At 60.7% G+C, this 21,924-nt stretch carries 20 protein-coding genes, 4 tRNA genes and 1 pseudogene; 8 read left to right on the top strand and 17 right to left on the bottom strand.

Annotated features, from left to right (window positions below):
- Positions 1-143 precede the first annotated feature (143 nt).
- The 12 genes and pseudogenes from rplA to MTAI_RS08815 all read right to left on the bottom strand — a co-directional run.
- On the bottom strand, positions 144-845 hold the full coding sequence (rplA, locus tag MTAI_RS08870; RefSeq protein WP_027887732.1) for a 50S ribosomal protein L1: 702 nt from the start codon (positions 843-845) through the stop codon (positions 144-146).
- Positions 838-1,272: a 50S ribosomal protein L11 gene (gene rplK / locus MTAI_RS08865; RefSeq protein ID WP_027887731.1), complete on the bottom strand. Its 435-nt coding sequence runs from the start codon at positions 1,270-1,272 to the stop codon at positions 838-840. The genes rplA and rplK overlap by 8 nt, the downstream gene beginning before the upstream one ends.
- Before the next feature lie 148 nt (positions 1,273-1,420).
- A complete protein-coding gene (nusG, locus tag MTAI_RS08860; protein WP_027887730.1) occupies positions 1,421-1,978 on the bottom strand; it encodes a transcription termination/antitermination protein NusG in 558 nt (185 codons plus the stop codon).
- 16 nt (positions 1,979-1,994) lie between these two features.
- Positions 1,995-2,213: a preprotein translocase subunit SecE gene (secE, locus tag MTAI_RS08855; protein WP_051349812.1), complete on the bottom strand. Its 219-nt coding sequence runs from the start codon at positions 2,211-2,213 to the stop codon at positions 1,995-1,997.
- Between the two features lie 9 nt (positions 2,214-2,222).
- The gene (gene rpmG, locus MTAI_RS08850; RefSeq protein WP_013013465.1) at positions 2,223-2,387 is read right to left on the bottom strand and encodes a 50S ribosomal protein L33; all 165 of its coding nucleotides are present in this window, start codon (positions 2,385-2,387) and stop codon (positions 2,223-2,225) included.
- Between the two features lie 77 nt (positions 2,388-2,464).
- On the bottom strand, positions 2,465-3,682 hold the full coding sequence (gene tuf / locus MTAI_RS08845) for an elongation factor Tu (protein ID WP_187388530.1): 1,218 nt from the start codon (positions 3,680-3,682) through the stop codon (positions 2,465-2,467).
- Between the two features lie 79 nt (positions 3,683-3,761).
- Positions 3,762-3,837 (bottom strand) — tRNA-Thr (locus MTAI_RS08840).
- A gap of 376 nt (positions 3,838-4,213) precedes the next feature.
- Positions 4,214-4,855 carry an HD domain-containing protein gene (locus MTAI_RS08835; RefSeq protein ID WP_027888967.1) on the bottom strand — a complete coding sequence of 214 codons (642 nt, stop codon included), beginning with the start codon at positions 4,853-4,855 and terminating at the stop codon, positions 4,214-4,216.
- A 427-nt stretch (positions 4,856-5,282) separates the two neighbouring features.
- Positions 5,283-5,358: transfer RNA gene (locus MTAI_RS08830), tRNA-Gly, on the bottom strand.
- A 71-nt stretch (positions 5,359-5,429) separates the two neighbouring features.
- A tRNA-Tyr gene (locus MTAI_RS08825) sits at positions 5,430-5,515 on the bottom strand.
- A gap of 3 nt (positions 5,516-5,518) precedes the next feature.
- Positions 5,519-5,594, bottom strand: a tRNA-Thr gene (locus tag MTAI_RS08820).
- Between the two features lie 87 nt (positions 5,595-5,681).
- Positions 5,682-6,751, bottom strand: a pseudogene (locus MTAI_RS08815) (integrase core domain-containing protein); the annotation flags it as partial.
- A 136-nt stretch (positions 6,752-6,887) separates the two neighbouring features.
- On the opposite strand from MTAI_RS08815, the gene MTAI_RS08810 reads away from it, so the two are divergent.
- From MTAI_RS08810 to MTAI_RS08800, 3 genes are all read left to right on the top strand, one after another.
- Positions 6,888-8,231: an MBL fold metallo-hydrolase gene (locus MTAI_RS08810; protein ID WP_027888955.1), complete on the top strand. Its 1,344-nt coding sequence runs from the start codon at positions 6,888-6,890 to the stop codon at positions 8,229-8,231.
- Between the two features lie 22 nt (positions 8,232-8,253).
- Positions 8,254-9,105: a hypothetical protein gene (locus MTAI_RS08805; protein WP_027888956.1), complete on the top strand. Its 852-nt coding sequence runs from the start codon at positions 8,254-8,256 to the stop codon at positions 9,103-9,105.
- Positions 9,106-9,199: 94 nt separating this feature from the next.
- Positions 9,200-10,690 (top strand): leucyl aminopeptidase, encoded by a 1,491-nt coding sequence (locus MTAI_RS08800; RefSeq protein WP_027888957.1) that lies wholly within the window; start codon positions 9,200-9,202, stop codon positions 10,688-10,690.
- Between the two features lie 187 nt (positions 10,691-10,877).
- Here the strand turns inward: MTAI_RS08800 and MTAI_RS08795 are convergent, their stop codons facing one another.
- Positions 10,878-11,318 carry a Fur family transcriptional regulator gene (locus MTAI_RS08795; protein WP_063843264.1) on the bottom strand — a complete coding sequence of 147 codons (441 nt, stop codon included), beginning with the start codon at positions 11,316-11,318 and terminating at the stop codon, positions 10,878-10,880.
- 448 nt (positions 11,319-11,766) lie between these two features.
- On the opposite strand from MTAI_RS08795, the gene MTAI_RS08790 reads away from it, so the two are divergent.
- The 3 genes from MTAI_RS08790 (at position 11,767) to MTAI_RS08780 (ending at position 13,140) form a co-directional block, all read left to right on the top strand.
- Positions 11,767-11,988 (top strand): hypothetical protein, encoded by a 222-nt coding sequence (locus MTAI_RS08790; protein ID WP_223299557.1) that lies wholly within the window; start codon positions 11,767-11,769, stop codon positions 11,986-11,988.
- Between the two features lie 94 nt (positions 11,989-12,082).
- Entirely contained in the window at positions 12,083-12,373 is a 291-nt protein-coding gene (locus tag MTAI_RS08785) for a hypothetical protein (protein WP_027887801.1), read from the top strand.
- A gap of 374 nt (positions 12,374-12,747) precedes the next feature.
- Positions 12,748-13,140: an inorganic diphosphatase gene (locus MTAI_RS08780; protein ID WP_051349813.1), complete on the top strand. Its 393-nt coding sequence runs from the start codon at positions 12,748-12,750 to the stop codon at positions 13,138-13,140.
- A 107-nt stretch (positions 13,141-13,247) separates the two neighbouring features.
- Here MTAI_RS08780 and thrS read toward each other — a convergent pair whose 3' ends face one another.
- The gene (thrS, locus tag MTAI_RS08775) at positions 13,248-15,206 is read right to left on the bottom strand and encodes a threonine--tRNA ligase (RefSeq protein WP_027887803.1); all 1,959 of its coding nucleotides are present in this window, start codon (positions 15,204-15,206) and stop codon (positions 13,248-13,250) included.
- Positions 15,207-15,434: 228 nt separating this feature from the next.
- Positions 15,435-16,652, bottom strand: coding sequence for an MFS transporter (locus tag MTAI_RS08770; RefSeq protein ID WP_027887804.1), 1,218 nt, complete (start codon positions 16,650-16,652; stop codon positions 15,435-15,437).
- Between MTAI_RS08770 and MTAI_RS08765 the strand changes: the two genes are divergently transcribed.
- The gene (locus MTAI_RS08765) at positions 16,636-17,622 is read left to right on the top strand and encodes a tetratricopeptide repeat protein (RefSeq protein ID WP_223299556.1); all 987 of its coding nucleotides are present in this window, start codon (positions 16,636-16,638) and stop codon (positions 17,620-17,622) included. The two genes, MTAI_RS08770 and MTAI_RS08765, sit on opposite strands and share 17 nt — an antisense overlap.
- A 119-nt stretch (positions 17,623-17,741) precedes the next feature.
- Here MTAI_RS08765 and sixA read toward each other — a convergent pair whose 3' ends face one another.
- Positions 17,742-18,215 (bottom strand): phosphohistidine phosphatase SixA, encoded by a 474-nt coding sequence (gene sixA / locus MTAI_RS08760; protein WP_027887806.1) that lies wholly within the window; start codon positions 18,213-18,215, stop codon positions 17,742-17,744.
- Between the two features lie 2 nt (positions 18,216-18,217).
- Positions 18,218-19,726 (bottom strand): Ppx/GppA phosphatase family protein, encoded by a 1,509-nt coding sequence (locus MTAI_RS08755; protein ID WP_036196969.1) that lies wholly within the window; start codon positions 19,724-19,726, stop codon positions 18,218-18,220.
- 308 nt (positions 19,727-20,034) lie between these two features.
- Here MTAI_RS08755 and MTAI_RS08750 point away from each other — a divergent pair, with 308 nt between their 5' ends.
- A complete protein-coding gene (locus tag MTAI_RS08750; RefSeq protein WP_036196971.1) occupies positions 20,035-21,921 on the top strand; it encodes a polyphosphate kinase in 1,887 nt (628 codons plus the stop codon).
- Positions 21,922-21,924: the final 3 nt, after the last annotated feature.

Below are 21,924 nucleotides of genomic sequence, written 5' to 3'. Positions count from 1 at the left end.
GGGTTCAACTGGATGGATGGCCTTGACTGGAGGCATACCGACTTTACAAAGATAGTAGCCCCCCAGGCGCATGTACAGTCCCTGCATTTTTCGGTGTATAAAGAAAAGCCCCCTTTGCAGGGAGCTTTTGACGATCGGTGGCGTTAAGATTGATGGCCCGTGCTGGTGCTTACCTTGATGCTGGGCCCCATGGTGGTGGTGAGGTAAATCGAGCGCAGGTAGGTACCCTTGGCGCTGTCGGGCTTGGCGCTTTCAACGGCTTTGATGAAAGCCCGCACGTTCTCAGCAATTTTTTCGGGGGCGAAGCTGGCTTTGCCCACGGGGCCGTGTACCACACCGGTTTTGTCGTTGCGGAACTCGATCCGGCCTGCCTTAATTTCGCGCACCATCTCACCGATATTGAAGCCCACCGTGCCGGCTTTGGGGTTGGGCAGCAGGCCCTTCGGGCCCAGAATGCGACCAAGTTTGGAGCCGACCGCGCCCATCACATCAGGGGTGGCCACCACCGCATCGAAGTCGGATCGGCCGTCCAGGATTTCCTGGATAATTTCCTCTCCGGCGGCGATGTCCGCACCAGCAGCCTGGGCCTCAGCGATCTTCTCGCCCTTGGCAATCGCCAGCACGCGCACGCTGCGGCCCGTACCATGGGGCAGAGCCACGGTGGAACGCACGTTTTGATCCGATTTCTTGGGGTCGATGCCCAGCTTGACGTGCACTTCAACGGTCTCGTCGAACTTGGCGCTCTTGATCTGTGGGATCAGGGCGGCGGCCTCTTCAATGGAGTAAACCTTGTTCAGGTCTACCTTTTCCAGCAAGGCCCGGTAGCGTTTCCCGCGCTTAGGCATTGGGCACCCCCGTCACTTCCACGCCCATCGAGCGGGCCGAGCCAGCAATTTGACGGGCCGCGGCTTCCAAATCCAAAGCGTTCATATCCGGCATCTTCTGCTTGGCGATCTGCAGGCACTGCTCCCAGGTGAGCTTGCCCACCTTTTCGCGCCCGCTCTTACCAGACCCCTTTTCAAGGCCTGCTGCTTTGCGAATCAGGTAGGAGGCCGGAGGGGTCTTGGTGATGAAGGTGAACGAGCGGTCGGAGAAGATGGTAATCTCAACGGGCACAATCGCGTCGCCCATGTTGGCGCTGGCCGCATTGAACTGCTTCACGAACTCCATGATGTTGGCGCCGTGCTGGCCGAGCGCCGGGCCCACTGGGGGCGCAGGTGTGGCCTTGCCGGCTGGGAGCTGCAGTTTGACCACAGCGGTAATCTTTTTCATTGTTCTTCCTCCTTTGCATTAACCCGCAGACTGCGGGGATGGCTCCCACGAACTTCGTGGTGGTATCGCCTGAGCGCTTGCGCGCTGCTCACAGCGGGTAGCAGGGGTTTCTTGCTAGCCGCGATAAGCCGTTGGAATTAACTCGTACCTAAGCGCGAACGACCTGCGAAAACTCCAGCTCGACTGGGGTTTCGCGTCCAAATATAGAGACCAGCACCTTGACCTTTTGGCGCTCGAGGTTGACCTCGCTTACTACGCCGGTAAATTCGGCAAAAGGGCCCGAAACCACCCGCACCACATCGCCTTCTTTGAAGGTAACCTGGGGCTTGGGGGTTTCTTTTTTCCCAGCCAAACCGGCAATCTCCAGGAGGTGCTGTACCTCATCTGGGGTGAGGGGCACTGGATGGGTTGCGGTGCCAACAAAACCCGTGACACCAGGGGTGTTGCGCACCACTTCCCAGGCCTCATTCACCTCACCGGGGGTATCGCCTAAATCCACCAGCACGTAGATGTAGCCCGGGTAAAGTTTACGGCGCACCACTTCCTTCTTACCGCCCTCGCGGTGCTCCACAACCTCCTCGGTTGGGATCAAGACCTGGAAGATCTTGTCCTGCATACCGAGAACTTTCACCCGTTGCTCGAGGTTGTGCTTGACCTTTTCCTCGTGGCCAACATAGGTGTGGACGGCATACCATTCAATGCTCATAGCTGGCACCAACGCATTAGGGTAAGCGCACCGTGATGAAGCGGAAGATGGTATCGATTAAGCCCAGCACAACCATTGCCACGACAGCAAATACCAGGATGACCTGCGTGGACTCGATGACCTCTTGACGGCTAGGCCAGGTGACGCGGGCAAGCTCGGCGCGGGCTTCGCGAAAGTAGTTGATGATCCGCGTACCAAGCGGGCGCCGGGGGGCGGCATTCTGCTCTTGAGCCATACGACCGCCTTAGACCTTTACTTCCTTGTGGGGCAGGTGCTTGTTGCACCAAGGGCAAAACTTCTTGAGCTCGAGCTTAGCCGTGGTGTTACGACGGTTTTTCTCCGTCGCATAGTTGCGCCGCTTGCACTCGGTGCATTCCAAGAGCAGCTTGATTCGTACATCACTCGCCATCTTGATCCTCTTTCAGCCTTCGGCCCAGCCAGACCTCCGAGGGCCTGACCGGGCCAGCAAGCTACTAGTTTACCACGCTACTCGATAATTTTTGCCACCACGCCGGCGCCCACGGTGCGACCGCCTTCACGGATGGCGAAGCGCAGGCCTTCTTCCATGGCGATGGGCTTGATCAGTTCGACGGTGAAGGTGACGTTGTCACCGGGCATGACCATCTCCACCCCTTTGGGCAGCTCCACCACCCCGGTCACGTCGGTGGTGCGGAAGTAGAACTGCGGGCGGTAGTTGGTGAAGAAGCCGGTGTGCCGACCCCCTTCTTCCTTCTTCAGAACGTAGACCGAGGCCTCGAACTTGGTGTGGGGCGTGACGCTCCCCGGCTTGGCCAGCACCTGGCCCCGCTCCACATCCTCGCGGCTCACACCCCGCAACAGCAGCCCCACGTTGTCCCCGGCAATCCCTTCGCTCAGGGTCTTGCGGTGCATCTCCACCCCGGTCACCACGGTCTTCTGGGTCTCCCGCAGCCCCACGATCTCCACTTCATCGCCGGTCTTGATCTTCCCGCGCTCAATCCGGCCGGTGGCCACGGTACCACGCCCGGTGATGGTGAACACGTCCTCCACCGGCATCAGGAAGGGCTTGTCCACATCCCGCTGGGGGGTGGGGATGTAGGAGTCGATGGCATCCAGCAGCTCCCAGATCTTATCCACCCACTCGTTCTCACCCCGCTGGGTCTTGGGGTTCGCCATCATGTGCTCCAGCGCCTTCAGGCCCGAGCCGCGGATGATGGGGGTGTCGTCCCCGGGGAACTCGTACTGGTTGAGCAGGTCGCGGATCTCCATCTCCACCAGATCCAAAAGCTCGGGGTCGTCCACCATGTCGATCTTGTTCAGGAAGACCACGATGTAAGGCACCCCCACCTGGCGTGCCAGCAGGATGTGCTCGCGGGTCTGGGGCATGGGGCCGTCGGTGCCCGAGACCACCAGGATGGCCCCGTCCATCTGGGCCGCCCCGGTGATCATGTTCTTGACGTAGTCGGCGTGGCCGGGGCAGTCCACGTGGGAGTAGTGACGCTTCTCGGTCTCGTACTCCACGTGGGCGGTGTTGATGGTGATGCCGCGGGCCTTCTCCTCCGGGGCCTTATCGATCTGGTCGTAGGCCTGTACCTCCACGTTGGGGTTGACCGCCGCCGCCACAAAGGTAATCGCCGCCGTCAGGGTGGTCTTCCCGTGGTCTACGTGTCCAATGGTGCCCACGTTCACGTGGGGTTTGGTGCGCTCAAATACGCCTTTCGCCATGTGTATTGCCTCCTTTTGGCTTCCGCTAAGGGTCTTTCAGGAACACACCGCCCGCAGCGGTGGACGGGCGGTGTGGGTTTGGAGCTCGGGATCGGGCTTGAACCGACGACCTCACCCTTACCAAGGGTGTGCTCTACCAGCTGAGCTACCCGAGCAGTCCTGGACGCACTTTTCCACCTTTGTGACTCGCTTTGTGCACACACTTAGGTGTTTCAAGCCATCCACAGCAACGACTATAGTAATGGGGATTCTCCATCCCGTCAACAACCCAACACTGTGTCCTGAAGGGACACAGCCGGTTGGCAGCAGCTCTGAAGTGATTATACCGGCCTCAATCCGCGCTGGAGCAGCTTCCTGCACCCGGTGATGCGCAGCCCCAAATGGATACTGGGGCCAGCCTCTCGGCGGTGTGTTCGAGCTACCGCCGGCCGCCGCGGCTTTTGTAGGGGTTGTACGGGCGGGCGGTAAAGCCGTTGGCCTCTTTCGGTCTGGCCTATTTGTGCAGGGCGGTGGAGTTCGTGGCAGTGGTTCTCAGGGTTGCAGTTCTTCCAGCAGTCGCTTGAGCTGGGCGCCGATGACCTGGGGGCCGCGCTCGCTTGAGAACTCCTCGGCGAGCTGGCTGTAGTACCACAAGGTCAGGCGGCGCTTCTCCTCCATGTCGTCCACCTCGCTGACGAAGCGCAGCCACAGGGCGTCCCCGTGGGCGCGGTGGTCGGCCACGATGGCGCGGAGGTTGTGCAGTTTATCGGCGGCGGAGACCAGGCGGGCGGAGGGCGAGGCGTGGGCGAGGTGCTCGAGGTAGGCTTGTTTGCGCTCGAGGTAGGGCGGCTTGGGGTCGGTCTCGGCATCGCTGCACTCCTGCACGATGCGGGCCACGGCCTCACCGAAGCGCCCGCGGATGTGCAGGAGCACCCTCACCCCAGCCTCCTCCCTAGGGATGGTGGGGTCGCCCAGCACCTTCCGTACGCTCTGTAGCACCTTACCCGCGTCCTCCACCGCGTCGTGGAGCAAGGCGGCAATGGCCTCGTCCTCGCTGCCGCCGTGTTCCATCACCAGGGCGCTCACCGCCAGCAGGTGGGAGAGGTAGGGGATCTCGGTGCCCTTGCGGAGCTGGGTCTTGTGGAGCTGGTAGGCCAGGTTCAGTGCGTCGGCAAAACGGTTTGTTAGCTTCATAATTCAGGCTGGGCACTTCACTGTGCATCTGATCCTTGACAGATATTCTCTATAAAAAATCACTCTCCCACAAGAGAAGGCCCCCTCCAGGCTCCTAGCCTCATGAAGGGGACGGTTTTACCTCAATTCTCCTTGTGCTGCCGGCGGGTTCAGGCCGCGAAGGTGAGGAGGAAGCGCGCGTTGATCTGGGAGGCGTAGACCTCGCGGGAGGCGCAGCAGTCGAGGAGCTTGTTCAGGGCGAAGCGGTAGTTGCGGTATCATTGAGAAAGATTCTTCCATCTCGGCCCCCTGCCGGGATGGAATGAACACACCAGTGGTGTCACTATGAGCACATCCGGGGATAAAAACGACAAGCACGCCCTTACCAAGGGCGTGCTTTATAGCCGAACTACCCGAGCACCGGAATAATTTGCAAACGAAACACCTTTGGAGCGGGAAACGGGACTCGAACCCGCGACCCTCTGCTTGGGAAGCAGATGCTCTACCAACTGAGCTATTCCCGCGTTTGGCGCTGCCGCGCCGAGCATGGCAGGCGGGCTGGAAGCCCGCCGCTGTGGGCAACCCGATGGGTGCTTGGTGGGCAGGGGTGGATTCGAACCACCGTACTCCGAAGAGAACAGATTTACAGTCTGTCGCCTTTAACCACTCGGCCACCTGCCCTTGTGGAGCCACCCATCGGAATTGAACCGACAACCTTCCGATTACAAGTCGGGTGCTCTACCAGTTGAGCTAGGGTGGCCCGGCTTGCTCTTATTCCGATGGCAGCTTGGACAAAGGGGTTGAACCTCGTCCAAGTCGTAAGGTTACACCACAGCCAAAAGACTGTCAAGCCGATGTAATCGGTCAATACATTTGAGACTCCAGGGGAACCGACACCTCCTGTAGCTTAGCCAGGTACTCCACCGGCGCCAACCCCCCCAGGGCCATGTGCGGCCGGTGCAGGTTGTAGTGCTCCAGATAACCCTCCAGCTCCCCTTGAATAGCCTCTATCCCCAGCGGTAAAGCCCGCGTGTAAAACTCATCCCGAAACGTCCGCTGCAGCCGCTCTACCATCCCGTTCAGCTTCGGACTCCTCGGCGGCAAAACAAAAAGCTCTATCCCCAATACCCGACAACCCTCCTCAAACTCCGCCATGAACTCGCTGCCCCCATCCACCTGGATCGCACGGATGACACAAGGACATCGCCGCACCAGCTGCTGCAGAAAATCCAGCGCCGTCTTAGCACTCGCCCGGCTGTACACCCCCGCCGTCCCCCAGCGGCTTACCGTGTCCACCGCCGTAAACTGCCGCAGACCCGTCCCGTCCCCCAGATCCACCCACAGCGTATCCACCTGTACCAGATCCCCAGGCCGCAGCGCCGTGTACTCCGCGGGCTTCCTCCGGGCATAGGGCCGCTGGCTCTTCCTGCGCAAACGGGCCTTACGGTTTCTGGCCAGGAAAGCGCTCACCGGCTCCACCCGGCCGCTTCGCTCCAGGTAGCTCAGGATGCGTCCTACCGTGCGTTCGCTTAGGGTGTAGCCCTCTCTGTGCAGTCTCTGCCCGATGCGCCAGCGGCCCCAGGTGGGGTTTTGTTTGCGCAGCCGCTCTATGCGTATGAGGACATCGGGTTTCCAGTGTACCTTCCGGCGCAGCTTCCTGGGTTTGCGGCTTTTGGGTTTGAGGCCGGCAAGGTCTTGTTCTTCGAGTCTTTTTTTCCAGCGGTGGTAGGTGGCCTTGCTGATGCCTACCAGCTTTTGGACTTCGTCCCAGGGAACTTTCTTTTTTCTGAGGGTCTCTACCAGTTTGAGCTTCCGCAGGCGCTCGGCCACGACGGGGTCGCCGGCGCCTGCTTGTTCGAGCTGGCTGGCTTGGTTGGCGGCTTTGAGCAGGGGTTTTCCAACTGTAGTAAGCTGCATCTGGGGGAACCTCCTTTCCAGAGTCGGTTCCCCCTATTCTCTTTCGCTCAGAGTCTCACATGTATCCGGCCGAGCACAGCCGACCAAAAACGCAGGGTAAGCCAAAAGCCTGGGTTGGGTTTGGTACAGTACGTGCATGCGAATAACCCCATTTGGCGCAGCGCAGACTGTGACCGGAAGCTGCCACTTGGTTGAGCACCAGAATTACCGATTGCTGCTGGATTGTGGCGCATATCAGGGCTCCGACGAAGAACGCAACGAAGAGCCTTTTGGTTTTGATCCCAGAACCGTTGACGCGGTGCTGATCTCCCATGCCCATAACGATCACATAGGCCGTCTACCTCTGCTGATACGGCAGGGATTCGCGGGCCGGGTGTACGTTACAGAACCAACCCGGCTGATACTGCCGGTGATCCTCGAGGACGCCCTAAAGCTCATGCAAGAAGAGCGTGAGCGACTGGAGCGCAAGGGCCGTGAGGTGCCTCCACTGCCTTGGAACGAAAGTGACCTGGCCGAACTTTATACCCGGCTGGAGGAAGTCGCCTATTACCAGACGCAAAGCCTCGGGCCGTTCAGATACCGCTTGCGCGATGCAGGACACCTCCCCGGCAGCGCCTTTATTCAGCTCGAGGCCGCCGGCCGATCCCTGATTTTTAGCGGTGACCTGGGCCACCGACGAAAGGATGTGTTGGTGGATCCCGACTATCCGGCCATGGTTGACCTGGTTTTGTGTGAAGGGACTTATGGAGACCGCTCGCACCGCCCATTTGCTGCAACGCTGGAAGAGTTTTCCGACATTTTGAGCAACGTACTGAGCCAGAACGGCAAGGTCTTCATTCCGTCGTTTGCCCTCGAGCGCACCCAGGAGGTGCTGTTTTACATCCGCGAGCTCGAGCAGCGCGAGGCCATTCCCAGTGTTCCGGTGTTTGTGGACTCACCCTTGGCCTGCAAAATCAGTGAGATTTATCCTAAGGTGCGGGACTTTTTCAGCAGCGAGGTGCAGCACCTTTATGCCCAGGGCCTCGACCCTTTCCGCCCCCGGCGGCTCGAGTACACCCATAGCGTGGAGGAGTCCAAGGCCCTTAATCTGATGCAGGGCCCTATGATTGTTATCGCTGGTAACGGGATGCTTTCCGGAGGGCGCATATTGCACCACCTGCGCCATGGTCTGCCCGATGGCAGAAACGCTGTGATTATCACGGGCTACCAGCCCCGGGGTGGCCTGGGAGAATTGCTGATCAACCAGGCTGAGACGGTGCGGATATTTGGCGAAACCGTACAAGTACGGGCCAGAACCCATACCCTGGGCGGTTTCTCGGGCCACGCGGGCCGCGATGAATTGCTCGACTGGTTGGAGAGCGAACAGCGCATCGTCTTGGTACACGGTGAGGCCGAAAAACTGCAGATGCTGGGGCAGGTCTTGCGGGAGCGAGGTAAGAACGCGTTTTTGGGAGAGTGGGGTAAGGCCGTCGAGGTTTAGAACGGTTGCTGGGGAGGAATTTATGCAAAAGGGACTTGTAGGGCTTGTGGTGCTGGGGGTGCTGATGGTAGCGGCGCAGGCCAGTGTGGGTGCGGTTCCCTGGGCTGTTGGAGGGGTACAGGAACCGGCACTTTTGCAAGTAGGCGAACTGAGGCGGCTGCTCGAGCCCAAAGGGGTGAGTTTCGCTGAAACTGGAATTTTAGGGCGTTATCTGCTCGAGGTAAAATTTCCGCAGACCACCAATGCCCTGTACCTGCGCATGGTTAGCCAGAACAACGTCTCCTATGCGGTTTTTGATGATTTGTTTATTAACCTGGCCCAGGTGGATTTGGGGATTAATACCCCCGTTAAGGTGGAAGGGTGGGCTAATCCTGTTATCGCCATCGGCCCGACCGTGTTTCGACTGGGCACCCAGCGCAATCCGGTAAACCCCTACCTGGGTTACATGTACCTGGTGCGTAAGCGGCTCATTGACCGCGATGATGCCCCCCCTTACCTGGCTAAACTGCTGGATGAAGACCCCAGGGCCCGGCGCTGTATACACGAGCTACCGGTGAACGACCCTGCTGGAACCGTATATGCCGTGGCTAGCCGGGTCTGGGCTGAGGCCAACCTGAAGGCCCCCTACGACAAAATCCCCGACTTTGCCAAGCCGGCTGCATTTCACGTGGGCGCTGTACAGAATGGGCGCATTCGCTTGTTGTTATCAAGGGAATCAGCCAATTACGCCAGCCATCTGGAAGAATGGGCCAAAGCTCGAGATAAAGAAACGCTCATTTTGATCAGGCTTACGGGATGGATTAAGGACTTGAATGCCGAGATTCAGGTGATCCGGCCGCCTCGAGGGCGTAGCCAGGCTGTGCGATGCGATTAGATTGCTGTTTGCGGAGTTGATGCTGTGGGACGGTTTTTTGAGCATTCTGACCGGTTGGTCAACGGGGCGCAATTTGTGTTATAGTTCGCACGTCATGGAACTTACGCTAAAGTCTGCACGACGCTTTGTTGACGAGATTCCTGCGCCGTTGGCTGTGGTGGGGGTCTGGGGCGGTGAGCTTGGCGAGGAAGGAAACCGACTGGACGCTAAATGCCAAAAAACACTCTCCAAAGTGATGGGAGAGCTGCACTTCAAAGGTGATTTTGGCGAGACCCTGCTGATAAATCTGGCGCAGAAAAAAGGCGAAGGCCCTGAGTTTGCACTGCTTTTTGGTTTGGGCAAGAAGCGGGGCGTGAGTCTGGAGATCGTTCGCAGGGCCGGGGCTAAACTGGTGCGGGAAATTGCCCGCTTGGGCTTCAAAGAGGCGGTAACGGAGGTTTTTCTCGCAGAAAAGTTTGGTAAAAAAGAAGCCAGCTATGCCCTGGCTGAAGGTGCGCTCCTAGGGGGGTACACCTGGAACAAGTACAAGACCGCTGGTGCATCTGGTAAGCGGGGTGAAAAGCTGCGCTTGTGGCTGGCTCGAGCCTCCGGCCCAGCGGTCGATCGGGCCAAGATTGTAAGCGAAGCAGTCAACTACGCCCGTGACCTGGTCAATGAGCCCCCCAATGTGCTGACCCCTTCTGAGCTGGCCCGTCGGGCTGCTGCGATGGCCGAAGAGCTTGGGCTCGAGGCGGAGGTCTGGGACGAGGAGAAGATCAGGCAAGCGGGTATGGGTGCTTTTTACGGGGTGGCTCAGGGCTCGGCCAACCCGCCTCGCTTTATTCAGCTGACCTACAAACCCCCTCAACCCGCCGATCGGGTGGTGGCTATGGTGGGTAAAGGCCTCACCTTTGATACGGGGGGGTACTCCTTGAAGCCATCCGAAAGCCAGATCACCATGAAGTGTGACATGGCCGGCGCGGCGGCCGTGCTGGGGGCTATGCGGGCTGTTGCCATGCTAAAGCCTGCAGTGGAGGTACGCGCCTATGTGGCCGCGGCCGAGAACATGATCTCTGGTGCGGCCTACCGGGTATCCGATGTGCTGACGAGCTTGTCGGGTAAGACCATCGAGGTATTGAACACCGATGCAGAGGGGCGGCTCACCCTGGTGGACGCCATAACCTACGCAGACCGACAGGGGGCCGAGCTGATCGTGGAGCTTTCTACCCTGACCGGGGCCTGCGTGGTTGCATTGGGTGAAAAGGTGGCAGGCCTGTTTGCCAATGATGCCCGCTGGGGCCGCCAGGTGCAGGAGGCCGCCGAGCGCGCAGGTGAGAAGGTGTGGCCCCTGCCGATGGAAGAGGAGTACCTCGAGACCCTCAAGTCCGATACCGCCGATATCAAGAACACCCACGGGCGCAGCCGTTCGGGGGGGGCCATTACGGCGGCGCTGTTCCTGGCTGAGTTTACCGACAAACCCTTGGTGCATCTTGATATCGCAGGCCCCGCCTATACCGAAAAAAGCCACCCGCTGGGCCCAGCCGGCGGTACGGGTTTTGGAGTACGGACGCTGGTGGAGTTGCTTTGTGGGGCCAAGAGCGACTAGCCGGAGCCCTGTTTCGCAGCGGGTGCAGCGGCGGACAAGGTCGCAGCCTCAAACCTAAGAGCGTTTCCACGAATACCCAGTACAGCAAAATACGCTGTGCTGGGTAGATTGCCTGCCACCCTTCGCCGAGGGGGGCGAGGCCACTGGAGGTCTTTGCTTTGGCTGGTTATCTTTTTTGCATCCGGTATTACTGGCATTCTGTACAAATGCCGCGAATCTCGAGGCGTGCTTCCTCTACGAACCAGCCCTTTTTAGCCTCGATGGCTTGTTTGATGGGAGCTGTATCAAAGGCGGGCAGGTCTTTGTCCAGCACATCTTCGATGCTCCCGCACTGCAAGCAGAAAAGATGGTGATGACGTTCGCTAAAACCGTCGTAGCGGGTGTTGCCTTTCTGGTCTTTGAACTCCCATAATAACCCAGCCTCGCGCAACACCTGAAGGTTTAGATATACGGTCGAAAGGCCGATGTTGTATCCCTTCTTTTTGAGGCCCAGGTAGAGTTCTTCGGGTGTGGGGTGGGTGTTTTTGCTATCGAGGTAGGCCAGTATTTGCTCCCTGGGTAGGGTATGCCGCAAACCCATTGCTTTCAGCTTTGACCGATAGCTTTCCCGCTCTTTGGCTTTTGCCATTTCAACCCCCATGTACAAGTTACCGTATTATAAAACATTTTCAGAAAAAGAACATTATTGCGATGTTTTCGAGGAATATTGCAGTTTTGATCGGGTCGGGGAAAGGACTTCTCTAAATGAGCCCGCTGATACCAGATTCGGCCAGCCTGGTGCCTAAAGGCAGCGAACTGATCCGATCGAAGGGATACGCTTTCTTCGCCAAGCCTGGCGAGGGCACTTGGCTTTGGCTGGCTATCTTTTTGCATCCGGTATGAGCGATCCGCGCTGCTGGAACCTTCTTATTCGACGGATCGCTGCTGTGGGGTGCGGTATAGCCTGAAGATTTCCTGTGAAAATATCACCTAGACGCAAGATAGGAAGGTGATATACTAACTTTACTGTGGAGAAGCCAATTTACCGATTGTTGCATTTGATATTTGCGTTAGGAACGCTACATATTCTGTTGTTGATGGCTTTGGAGGTTCAGCGCAACGTGCAGCTTCGCAATCAAATCGCACAGGTGGAGTTTCGCCTGGTACAGCTCGAGCGGCACAACCAGAAGCTGAGCGAAGAGCTACAGCTTGCCGCTGACCCCCGCTACCGCGAAGGACTGATCCGACAGATGGGGTACGTGCACAAGGACGAGCTGCTCTTGCTGAATACGCCTGCGGGCGGTTCCCCTTCCAATTGAGCCGAGCCCTGGCTAAAAACCAGTTGAAGCTGTGCATTGCGGTTGCGTTGGATATTCAAATTCGCTGCGCTTCGGCATAGTATAAAGGCCGCGTATGCTTGAACGGCTAACGGAACTGCTGCTCGAGGATGAAGCCCTAACCGATGGGCTTTCTGATGAAGAAGCCAGTGAGCTAGTGGGTTGGCTCATCGGCGTTGTAGAAGACCTCGAGGACGAGTCCGGCGAGGTGCCTCAGCGCTACATTGCCCAGTTGAAACGTTTGGGGCACGAGATTGCGCGCATTGCACGTCGCTACAGAGTCCCGGTGCCGGAGCTTATTGACTTGGTTGAACAGGTCTGGGAAGAACCCAGTGAAGAACCCGCATCCAAACCCATGCAGGCCTAGATGACCCAGCCGGCTATGGCCAAAGTTCGAACCGGCTATCGCCGAACATTAAGTATTTTAATGTTTTTTGGTGCAAAAGTAACGCGCTTGTAACGATTGATGGCTTAACCTACAAGCATGAGTAGGGAGCTTATATTGCAAATTGCATTTGGGAATGCCCGGCCCATTCGAGCCCGTCCTCATCCGATGGGAGGGGTGCGCGCCTCCCTGCGCAACTGGCTTTTGCCCGCCCCCATCGAGTTTAGCGGTTGTGTGATGCCGCGTACGCAGGTGGCTCGATTGCGCTTAAGACACCTTGCCTAGAACTGTGCCCCCCTGGCAACTGCCCCCGTGCCTCCCGGTGGCAGTTGGTTTTTTTTGTAGAATGGCCGCCGATGCGAGCCAGAATGCTGGTGGAGTGGAGCCTTGGAACGGCCGAAAGGTATAGCTGGGATGGGGAGCGCCTGCTTCCCAAGGAACCTCCCTGGCGGCCGGAATGGGGTTTGGCACCGGTCAACTATGGTCTGATCCCGGGCTACTACAACCCAGCCGACCAGGACACCCTCGACGCCATCTGGGCTGGCAAGGAGCCGATACCGGTTGGAAGCTGGCTCGAGGGTGAGGTGTTGGGCATGATCTGGGTTTCCGATGGCGACCACAAGATAATTCTGGGCCATCCCCAAAACCTTTCTGCCCTCGACCTAGGGGCTCTCTGGCAGTGGTTCAAGAAGCGTCAGCCCCGCCTAGCCAGTGCTGAAGAGGCCGAGGCGTTTGTTCGCTCTTTGTAGCTACCTCTATACAGCAGGAGGTCGGTTGGTTCAGTGCCGGAAGGCGGTGAACCAACCAACTTCCGCTTGAATCCTTCACCGTCGGACGGTAGCCAGGGGTGAAGATTTTATTTTCTTGCCTCTACTCGAGCCTTCATCTCCTCAATGAGGGCAGCCAGGGCCAGCGTGCGCTGCTCCTTTACATGACGCTCGCGCACATTGACCGTGCCCACCGCGGCTTCTTTGTCGCCTACCACCAGAATCAGGGGTATCTTTTGCAGCTCGGCGTCGCGGATTTTGGCGTTCATGCGTTCGCTGCGGTCGTCAATTTCCACGCGGAGCTTGTTCTTGCGCATCTCGGCGGCCACCTTCTGGGCGTACTCCAGATGCCGGTCGGCAATCGGCACAATCACGGCCTGGATGGGGGAGAGCCACAGTGGGAAGTCGCCGGCGGTGTGCTCGAGGTAAAAGGCAAAAAAGCGGTCGAAGCTGCCCATGATGGCGCGGTGGATCACCACCGGGGTTTCTTTTTCGCCTTTTTCGTTGGTGAACTCGAGGCCAAAGCGCTCGGGCACGATAAAGTCGAGCTGGTTGGTGGCGATGGTCTCTTCTTTGCCCAGCACGCTCCTGATCTGCACATCGAGCTTGGGGCCGTAGAAGGTGGCCTCGCCGATGCCCTCTACATACTTGGCCCCGGTCTCTTCCAGGGCTGCCCGGATGGCTTTAATCGAGTCGCGCCAGTTGTCGTTCTCCTCGCCGAACTTTTCGGGGTTGTTTTCGAAGTCGGGCAGCGAAAGGCGGAACCAGTAGTCCGAGATGCCAAAGTCTTTGTAGACCTCGTCGAAGAGCTGAATGACCCGGATAAACTCCTCGGTGACCTGGGCCCTCGAGCAGTAAATATGCGCGTCGTTTTGGGTGAAGCCCCGCGCCCGCGTGAGGCCCGAGAGGGTGCCCGAAAGCTCGAAACGATAGACCGTGCCGAACTCGGCCAGCCTTAGCGGCAGGTCGCGGTAGCTCTTGGGCCGGGCCTTGTAAATCATGTGGTGGTGCGGGCAGTTCATGGGCTTGAGGTAGTACTCCTCCCCCTCAATTTCGATGGGGGCGTACATATCGTCCTTGTAGTAGGGCAGGTGGCCCGAGGTGTAGTAGAGCCGGGCGTTGGCGATGTGCGGTGTATACACGTAGTGGTAGCCGTGCTCCTGCTCTTTTTTGTACATGTAGTCTTCCATCTGCTTGCGAATAAAAGCGCCGCGCGGCAGCCAGAGCGGCAGGCCTTTGCCCACCTCCTCGCTGATGGTGAAGAGCTCGAGGGCCTGCCCCAGCCTGCGGTGATCGCGGCGCTTGGCTTCCTCCTGCTGCCAGAGGTAGTGCTCGAGCTCTTCCTTGGTGCGGAAGGCAACCCCATAAATGCGCTGGAGCATGGGGCGGCTCGAGTCGCCGCGCCAGTAGGCCCCGGCAATGCCGGTGAGCTTGAAGTGGGGTGGAATGCGGCCCGTGCTGGGCACGTGGGGGCCCCGGCATAGGTCGGTGAAGCCATAGGTATCGTCGCCTTGCGCGTAGAAGCTCAGCTCCTCGGTTTCGGGCAGGTCTTGAATAAGCTCGGTTTTGTAGGGGTCAATGCCCTCGTAGCGTTTGAGGGCTTCCTCGCGCGGGAGCACGAAGCGCTTTAGCGGCAGGTTGGCCGCCACGATCCGGCGCATCTTCTCCTCGATGATGGGCAGATCTTCTTCACGGATGGGCTCGGGGGCGTCTATATCGTAATAGAAGCCGTTTTCGATCACCGGGCCAATCGCCAGCTTGACCGTTTCGGGTTTGTAACCCCGCTCGGTGTACAGCTCGCGCACCGCCTGGGCCATCACGTGGGCCAGGGTGTGGCGGAAGAGCTGGGCGTACTCGGGGTCTTTTTCCGTCAGGATGCGCAGCTCGGCATGGGGTGGTAAGGGCTTGAGCAGGTCGTACAGCTCTCCATTGACAATGGCCCCAATGGCGGCCTTGGCCAGACCGGGGCCGATGGCCTGGGCGGCATCGGCAGCCGTGGCACCGGGCTTGAGCTCCAGGTTGCGTCCGTCGGGAAGCACTGCGTTCATAACTCACCTCAAAAAAAATCCCGGCCCTTCAACTACGAGCCGGGAGAACCTCTGCCGCCTTGCGGCTAGAAGTTCCCCCCAGGCCTGGTCGTTGGCCGAGACCTCATCTTGCGTAGAAGTGTACGACTGCAGCGGGAAGGCGTCAAATCCGTTGGCGCGCTCGAGGGGGCGGGGCTGCAAAGGTAACGCTATGGAAGCTGGCGAAATTGGGCCGGAATACCTGGGAGACTAGACGGGCTCGAGCAGCTTCAAACGCCGGCCCGCATATAAGGCCCAGGCATAACAGATGGTGGCGACCACCATAGGCCCCACATACCCCACCCGATCGGCCAGCAAGCCGCCCAGCACCGGCGAGAAGGCCAGCAGCCCCACGATGGTGTTGGACAGGCCGATGTACGAACTGCGCGCATCGGTGGGGGCCAGGTTTACCAGGTAGGTGGCGGTGCCCACCCCGATGGAAGAAAGGTAGGCCCCTTGAAGAGCAAAGACCAGCCAGAAGGCGGTTTTGGGTAGTAGCAGGGCCAGAACCGGGGTTACCGCACCCAGCGCTGCGCCGATCAGGATCAGACTGCGGGAGCCGTAGCGCCTCGAGACCTGCACCCACAGCAGGTTGGAAAGCACCGAGGAGAGCGTGTAGACCATGAGATAGGTGCCAATCTCGCCCTTATGCCCCAGCACCCGCACGGCGTACGCTGCGAAAAAAGGCTCGACCATACTGGCGATTGCCAGCAGCACGCGCACCCGTAGGAATCGCCGGAAATAGAAGTCGCGAAACGGCAGGCTGAGCGAGATGCGCTCGGTGCGGGTGTGGGTGTCGGGGGGTTCGTCTATCAGACCGAACAGGTGCCAGCCGTAGGCAAAGGCCAGGGTGCCCAGCGTAAAGAGGATGGCATACGGGTAGGGAAAAGGCAGGGGCAGCTCCAGGATCAGGCGCACCAGGAAGCCGGCCCCGAAGGCCAGCAACCCCCCCACCAGGTTGCGCAGCGAGAACAGCCCGCTGCGGCGCTCCATGGGGATGGTTTTGCCGATGGTTTCCCAGAAAGGCAGGCTTGAGAACCCGGTGAAAAGCCCGTTGAGGGCCAGGCCCACCACAAACACCCATAAAAGCAGATCGGGGTGCCGGCCCAAGAAAAACCCACCCAGGGCCACGACGCCCAGGCTGGCTACCCGCAGCAGGGCCATGCGGCGGTACAGCGTGACCTTAATCGGCAGCCGGGCCACGTAAGGGGCCACGAAGACCTGCGGCACCATGGAGCCGGCGTTGAGCAGGGCCGGCATCAGCCCAATGGCCCAGTTGGCCGCGCCCAGCTTGGCGGCAAAGGACGCCAGCACAATGGAACCGTTGAAGAAAGCGTCGCCCAACAGCACAAACCAGCCATTGAGCATTGCCAGACGGTAGTTGCGGTCTTTGAGGTCTAGAATATCGCTTGTGTCGTTTTTGGTCATTCCTACGCTGGGCCCCTTTCATCTGCTGCACCCGCGCTACAACGGGGTGACGTTGCTGGAGCTGATTCGAGTCCATCAGCCCGAGCGGATCGTTCTGGCCTCGTACAGCCCAGAAGAGCTGGCAGCGCAAACTTGGCGCGACCAGAACGAGATCTCATTGTTTCATGTTTTGCCCTGGGCTGAAAGTGCGGGCGTTGCGCTGGAGGCCCTCGACCCCCAGGCCCCGCTCAGGCTCGAGGCCGAGCGGTTTCGTGAAGCCCTGCGCCAGTATCCCAAAGGGCAGCAGATTTTGCGCCAGGTAGAGCCCCTCGAGGACAACCTCAAATGGGTGCTGACGAACCCCCGCACCCCGGAGGATTTTGCCCAGGAATCGTTGCTCGAGGTGCTAAGGGCCTACCACCAAGGCTATGGGCAGGTGTTTGGTGAAGGGCCCGCCACCGGCTTTCGGCGGGAGCGCATGGCCCAGGTAGCCCAGCGCCTGGTTTCGCAAGAGGGCCCCGCAGCGGTGCTGGTGGATGTGCTCGAGTACCCCTGGCTGCTCGAGGCCCTTCCTGGGGAGCGGGTGGTGCTTCCGGGCCACCACACCCCGACCGAGCTAGAACGCCAGCGCAGCGTGCTGGATCGGGCCTGGCAGCTGAACGAGTCGGACGACTGGGGGGTTTTGTTGCAACAACTGCAGGAGGTGGAAGGCCCTGAGGCCCTGTACTGCGCGGCCCAGATTTATCTGGCGGCGGGCCAGCCCGAGGCGGCTTACCAGCTGATGGAGCAGCTCGTTCATACCGACTTCCAGCACCCCGCCTACCTGCCGGGCTACGCCCTGGCCCGCTACGGACAGCTCGCCGACTGCATGGGCCGGCGCGACCAGGCCCTGCGCGCCTATAGGGCTGTGCTGGGGCTTTCCTGGGCACCCCAGGAAGCCCGGGAAATCGCCCTGGCCGGGCAGAAGACCCCCTTTCGGCTCGAGCGATAGCGCACCCGCGCTGCTGGCCAAGGCCCCAGAAGTAAAGGGACGGCGGGGCCCGGCTGCCGGGGGCTTACCCTGGGGGTTTCGAGGCCTGTTGATGGCAGGGTCGGAGTGGGCGGTGTCGTTCACTGCCCCAGCCGGCGCAATAGCCGGGGAGCCCAGAACCCCAGCAGCTTCATCTGGCCGGGTTTGGGCGGGCCTTCTAGCAGGGCCACCCCCCCTTTCTTAAAGGGAAAAGTGTGGCCTTCCCGGCGGGTGGTGAGGAGCCAGGCGCATAGCTCGCCCATCCAGGGCTCGTGCCCCACCAGGGCCACCGACGACCCCTGCAGGGTCTCGAGGAGGGCCAGGCTGGGCTCGGCGGCCAGGTAGGGGGTCACCTCGGTCTCGCCTTCCAGCAGCGGCACCAGCAGCTCGGCGGTTTGCACGGCCCGCAGCTTGGGGCTGTGGTAGAGCCGGTCGAGCCGAACCCCCAGGCGCTTGAGCCCCCGAACCACCTCGCTAAACTTCTGGATGCCTTCGGGCGAGAGCGGGCGGGCGTCGTCGGACTGGCCCGGGGCGGCCTCGAGCGCGATGGCGTGGCGGATCAGGTAAAGCTCCATGGCTAACCTCGAGGCCTCCATTCTACCAGCAGCTCGAGCCCGAAGGCTTGTCGAAAGAGTTTGGCCTGTTTGCGGGTCTCGGTGAGTTCGACCCAGGGCTCTTCCTGGGCCAGCAGGGTTAGGCGCACCTGCTGGCTGCCGATCTCCACCTCCAGGCCCTCCACCCGCCCGACCCGGCTGCGCTCGAGGTACTCGCTGATGCGCAGGAGGGTGGCCAGCCGCAGCAAGCGCTTGGTATCGCCATCCTGCAACACCGATTTGTAGGCCCCAGGCCGGGGTTCACCCTTGCGGTGGTAGCGCACCAGCAGCCCTAGCAAGGCCTGCTCGCGGTGGGTGAGGCCGGGGATGGCCGCGCTCATCACCAGGTACTCGCCGTGCTTGTGGTGGTCGTAGTAGCCGATGCTCATGCCAATATCGTGCAGCAGGGCGGCCTCGTCCAGGAGCTGCTCCTCGGCTTTGCCGTAGCCGTGCAAAGGGGCCAGCAGCCGGAAGAGCAGGCGGCAGAAGTGGCGCACCCGGGCGGTGTGGTTAAAATCCTGGGGGTAGCGGGCAAACAGGTTGCGCACGTAGAAGCCGCGAACGTCGTTCAGCAGATGCGGAGCGGGTAGGAACTCCCGGTAGAAGGCCCCCTCCCGCACACCCTGGCCGGAGATCCACAGGCCCTCCAGACCGGCCTCGCGCAGCACCGTGCGGTAGACCAGGGCCCCGGCCACAATCACATCGGCGCGGTCGGACTGGAGGCCCTCGAGCTGCCGCCGCTGCTCGGTGGTACGCTGGGCCAGAATACCCACGGTCTCCTCGAGCGCTTCACGGGATAGAAAGTAGCCGTGTACTAAGTCGAGCGGGTAGTCTTCCCGCCGCTGGGCCAGCTTGGCCAGGTTGCGCACGGTGCCGCCCATCGCTACCAGCGGTAGGGGGTTCTGACGCACCTGGGCCAGCACCTCCTTCATCTCTTTGCGTACAAAACGCTCGAGGTCTTCTATCTCCCCCTTCTTGGGCGGGTTCGACCCCAGAAACATCTCGGTCAGGCGCACCGCGCCCAGCGGATAAGCCCGTCCTTCGCGGTAGGCCCGGCCTTTCATAAGCGAAAGTTGGGCGCTGCCCCCGCCCAGATCCATTACCCAGGCCTCCTGGAAGTTGAAGGAGTTGGCCACCGCCAGTACCCCGTAGCGGGCCTCGTCCTCGCCGGAAAGCACCTGCACCTGGAGCCCCAACTTGCGCACCTCGCGCAGAAACTCCGGGCCGTTTTCCGCGTCGCGGCTGGCGCTGGTGGCAATCACCCGCAGCTCATCGAGGTCGGTGGCCTGGGCAAAGTCGGCGTAGAGCTTGAGGGCCGACAAAGCCCGCTGCATTCCGCTCTCGCTCAGGCGGCCCTGGGTGGCCAGCCCCTCGCCCAGCCGGACGCTCTCGCGGATCTCGTCTATTAGCCGAAAGTGCCTACCCGGCTCGTAGGCATACACCACCAGCCGCGCGGTTCCCGATCCCAGGTCTACAATGCCCAGACGTTGCACCGCCCCATGGTAGAGGCTAAGCGTTATCGGCTCAAGTTCTGTCAAGGGCGGGGCCATGTACGCAGTGTTATGCGGCCAGGTCAAGAAGGCGTCAGATAGGGCCAGGGAATCCCTTGCCCACGGCTTTGCACGAAGTTGGCCCCTCAACTCCAGTTGCGCGAGCCTGGGTCATCCGATTCCACGCTTCCTTTTGATCTCCCTTACCTTTTTCTTCCGCCGAAGGATAAACTCAGGCCAGGGTGAAAAAAACTAAGAGCAAAAAGAAAGCCTTATCCTTCCCTGACAAAGCCCCCCAAGACTTGAACGGGATGTCTAAACCGCAAAGCCCCCGCTATGTAGCCGCCCAGGTCAGCCAGGAGGCGAGCTGGCTTTCCTTCAACCGCCGGGTGTTGGAGCAGACCCGGCGGCCCGACTTTCCCCTGCTGGAGCGGCTGCGTTTTCTGGGGATATGGGCCTCGAACCTCGACGAGTTTTTCTCCGCCCGGATTTCACGGGCTTTTGCCGAGGAGCGGGGTAGCAGCAGCTATCAGTCCCTGATGGCGGAGGCCCGGGATCAGACCGAGGAAGCCAGCCGGCTCTATCTGGAGTTTCTCAAGGAGCTGGAAGGCCATGGTATCCACATCCTCGAGCCCTCCCAGCTCACCAAGGCCGAAAAGCAGTATTTCGGGGCCTACTTAGCCGAGGAGGTGGCCCCCCTGACCGACCTGATCCGGCCCGAGGCCATCCCCGAGCTGGCCAGCCAGGCCCTGTACTTTGCCTCGGGAGAGGGTTTGCTCCAGCACCTGATCCGGCTGCCCGAGAGTGTGCCCCGGCTGCTGGAGGTGCCCGGGCGCGAGGGGGGCTTCGTGCGCCTGGGTGCGCTGGTGCGTATGCGCAGCGACCTGTTTCTGCCCGCCAACCAAAAGCTGCCGCTCTATGAGTTTCGCCTGATCCGGCTGGCCCAGCTGGCCCGTTCCCGCGCCGACTGGGACGAACTGCCCGAGGCCCTCGAGGCCCGTCTGGACGGGCAGGTGAGCCACCTCGAGCTCGAGGAGGACTTCCCCCCCTTATGGGCCGAGACCCTCCGGGTGGCCCTGGAACTTGAGCCCTGGGAGGTCTTCCGCATCGCCCCGCCCCTCGACCTGAGCTTTGTGAGCACCATCGTTGCGCGAGGCCCGGCCAGCGAGAAGTTCAAACCCATCACCATCGAAAAACCCAAAGGCTTTGCCAGGGATCCCTTCGCTTACCTGAACCGCCGCGACCTGCTGCTGTATCACCCCTTCGAGGACTACGGCGCGGTAGAGGCCTTTGCGCAGATGGCTGCCCAGGATCCCAAGGTGGAGGCCGTGCGGGCCACCCTGTACCGCATTGGCGAGGAGAACGGCATCGCCCAGTCGCTCATCCAGGCGGCCAGGGCCGGAAAGGATGTGGCGGTGCTCCTGGAGGGCCGGGCCCGCTTCGACGAGCTGGCCAACCTCGAGTGGAGCCTGCGCTTTGCCGGGGCGGGGGTACGGGTGCTGCCCCTGCCCAGCAAAAAGGTGCATGCCAAAGCCCTCTACGTGCGCCGGGCCGGACAGGCCTATGTGCACCTGGGCACCGGCAACTACAACCCCATCAACGGGCGGCTCTACACCGACCTTTCGCTCTTTACCGCCCACCCCGAGCTAACCGCGGACGTGTGGGCTTTTTTCTCGGCCCTCGAGCAGCGGCAGGCCCCGGCGCTGTCTACCTTGCGCACAGGCTCCAGCATCCGCGACCTGCTCATAGAAAGCATCCAGGCCGAGGCCCACAAGAAGGGCGAGATCATCCTGAAGTTCAACCACCTCACCGACCCCCCCATCTTGCAGGCCCTCGAGGAGGCGCTGAACCGTGGGGCAAAGGTGCATCTGATTGTCCGCAGCACCCTCACCGCCCTCTGGGAAGGGCTGGAGGTCAAGAGCCTGGTGGGCCGCTTCCTGGAGCACGCCCGCGTGGCCGCCTTCAAGAACAAGGGCAAGTGGCGGGTTTGGGCTGGCAGCGCCGACGCCATGCCGCGCAACCTCGACCGCCGCTATGAGCTGTTTTTCCCCATCCTGGATGCCCGCGCCAAGCGCAAGGTGCTGGAGATTCTGCAAGCCCAGATTCTGGACGACCGCAACAGCTATATCCTTACCCCCGGCGCTCAGGAGCGGCGCTGGGGGGGTAAGCGGGACGGGCAGCGGCTGGGCAAGCCGTAATGA

The sequence above is a fragment of the Meiothermus taiwanensis WR-220 genome, assembly GCF_003568585.1.
Lineage (GTDB): Bacteria > Deinococcota > Deinococci > Deinococcales > Thermaceae > Meiothermus > Meiothermus taiwanensis.
Note: the sequence above shows the minus strand (reverse complement) of the source record. Positions and strands in the feature narration are given on the sequence as shown.

Excerpts from the sequence above, each read along its gene's own strand:
- rplA (WP_027887732.1), bottom strand. The coding sequence starts at position 845 with ATGCCTAAGCGCGGGAAACGCTACCGGGCCTTGCTGGAAAAGGTAGAC.
- rplK (WP_027887731.1), bottom strand. The coding sequence starts at position 1,272 with ATGAAAAAGATTACCGCTGTGGTCAAACTGCAGCTCCCAGCCGGCAAG.
- nusG (WP_027887730.1), bottom strand. The coding sequence starts at position 1,978 with ATGAGCATTGAATGGTATGCCGTCCACACCTATGTTGGCCACGAGGAA.
- secE (WP_051349812.1), bottom strand. The coding sequence starts at position 2,213 with ATGGCTCAAGAGCAGAATGCCGCCCCCCGGCGCCCGCTTGGTACGCGG.
- rpmG (WP_013013465.1), bottom strand. The coding sequence starts at position 2,387 with ATGGCGAGTGATGTACGAATCAAGCTGCTCTTGGAATGCACCGAGTGC.
- tuf (WP_187388530.1), bottom strand. The coding sequence starts at position 3,682 with ATGGCGAAAGGCGTATTTGAGCGCACCAAACCCCACGTGAACGTGGGC.
- MTAI_RS08835 (WP_027888967.1), bottom strand. The coding sequence starts at position 4,855 with ATGAAGCTAACAAACCGTTTTGCCGACGCACTGAACCTGGCCTACCAG.
- MTAI_RS08810 (WP_027888955.1), top strand. The coding sequence starts at position 6,888 with ATGCGAATAACCCCATTTGGCGCAGCGCAGACTGTGACCGGAAGCTGC.
- MTAI_RS08805 (WP_027888956.1), top strand. The coding sequence starts at position 8,254 with ATGCAAAAGGGACTTGTAGGGCTTGTGGTGCTGGGGGTGCTGATGGTA.
- MTAI_RS08800 (WP_027888957.1), top strand. The coding sequence starts at position 9,200 with ATGGAACTTACGCTAAAGTCTGCACGACGCTTTGTTGACGAGATTCCT.
- MTAI_RS08795 (WP_063843264.1), bottom strand. The coding sequence starts at position 11,318 with ATGGCAAAAGCCAAAGAGCGGGAAAGCTATCGGTCAAAGCTGAAAGCA.
- MTAI_RS08790 (WP_223299557.1), top strand. The coding sequence starts at position 11,767 with ATGGCTTTGGAGGTTCAGCGCAACGTGCAGCTTCGCAATCAAATCGCA.
- MTAI_RS08785 (WP_027887801.1), top strand. The coding sequence starts at position 12,083 with ATGCTTGAACGGCTAACGGAACTGCTGCTCGAGGATGAAGCCCTAACC.
- MTAI_RS08780 (WP_051349813.1), top strand. The coding sequence starts at position 12,748 with ATGCGAGCCAGAATGCTGGTGGAGTGGAGCCTTGGAACGGCCGAAAGG.
- thrS (WP_027887803.1), bottom strand. The coding sequence starts at position 15,206 with ATGAACGCAGTGCTTCCCGACGGACGCAACCTGGAGCTCAAGCCCGGT.
- MTAI_RS08770 (WP_027887804.1), bottom strand. The coding sequence starts at position 16,652 with ATGACCAAAAACGACACAAGCGATATTCTAGACCTCAAAGACCGCAAC.
- sixA (WP_027887806.1), bottom strand. The coding sequence starts at position 18,215 with ATGGAGCTTTACCTGATCCGCCACGCCATCGCGCTCGAGGCCGCCCCG.
- MTAI_RS08750 (WP_036196971.1), top strand. The coding sequence starts at position 20,035 with ATGTCTAAACCGCAAAGCCCCCGCTATGTAGCCGCCCAGGTCAGCCAG.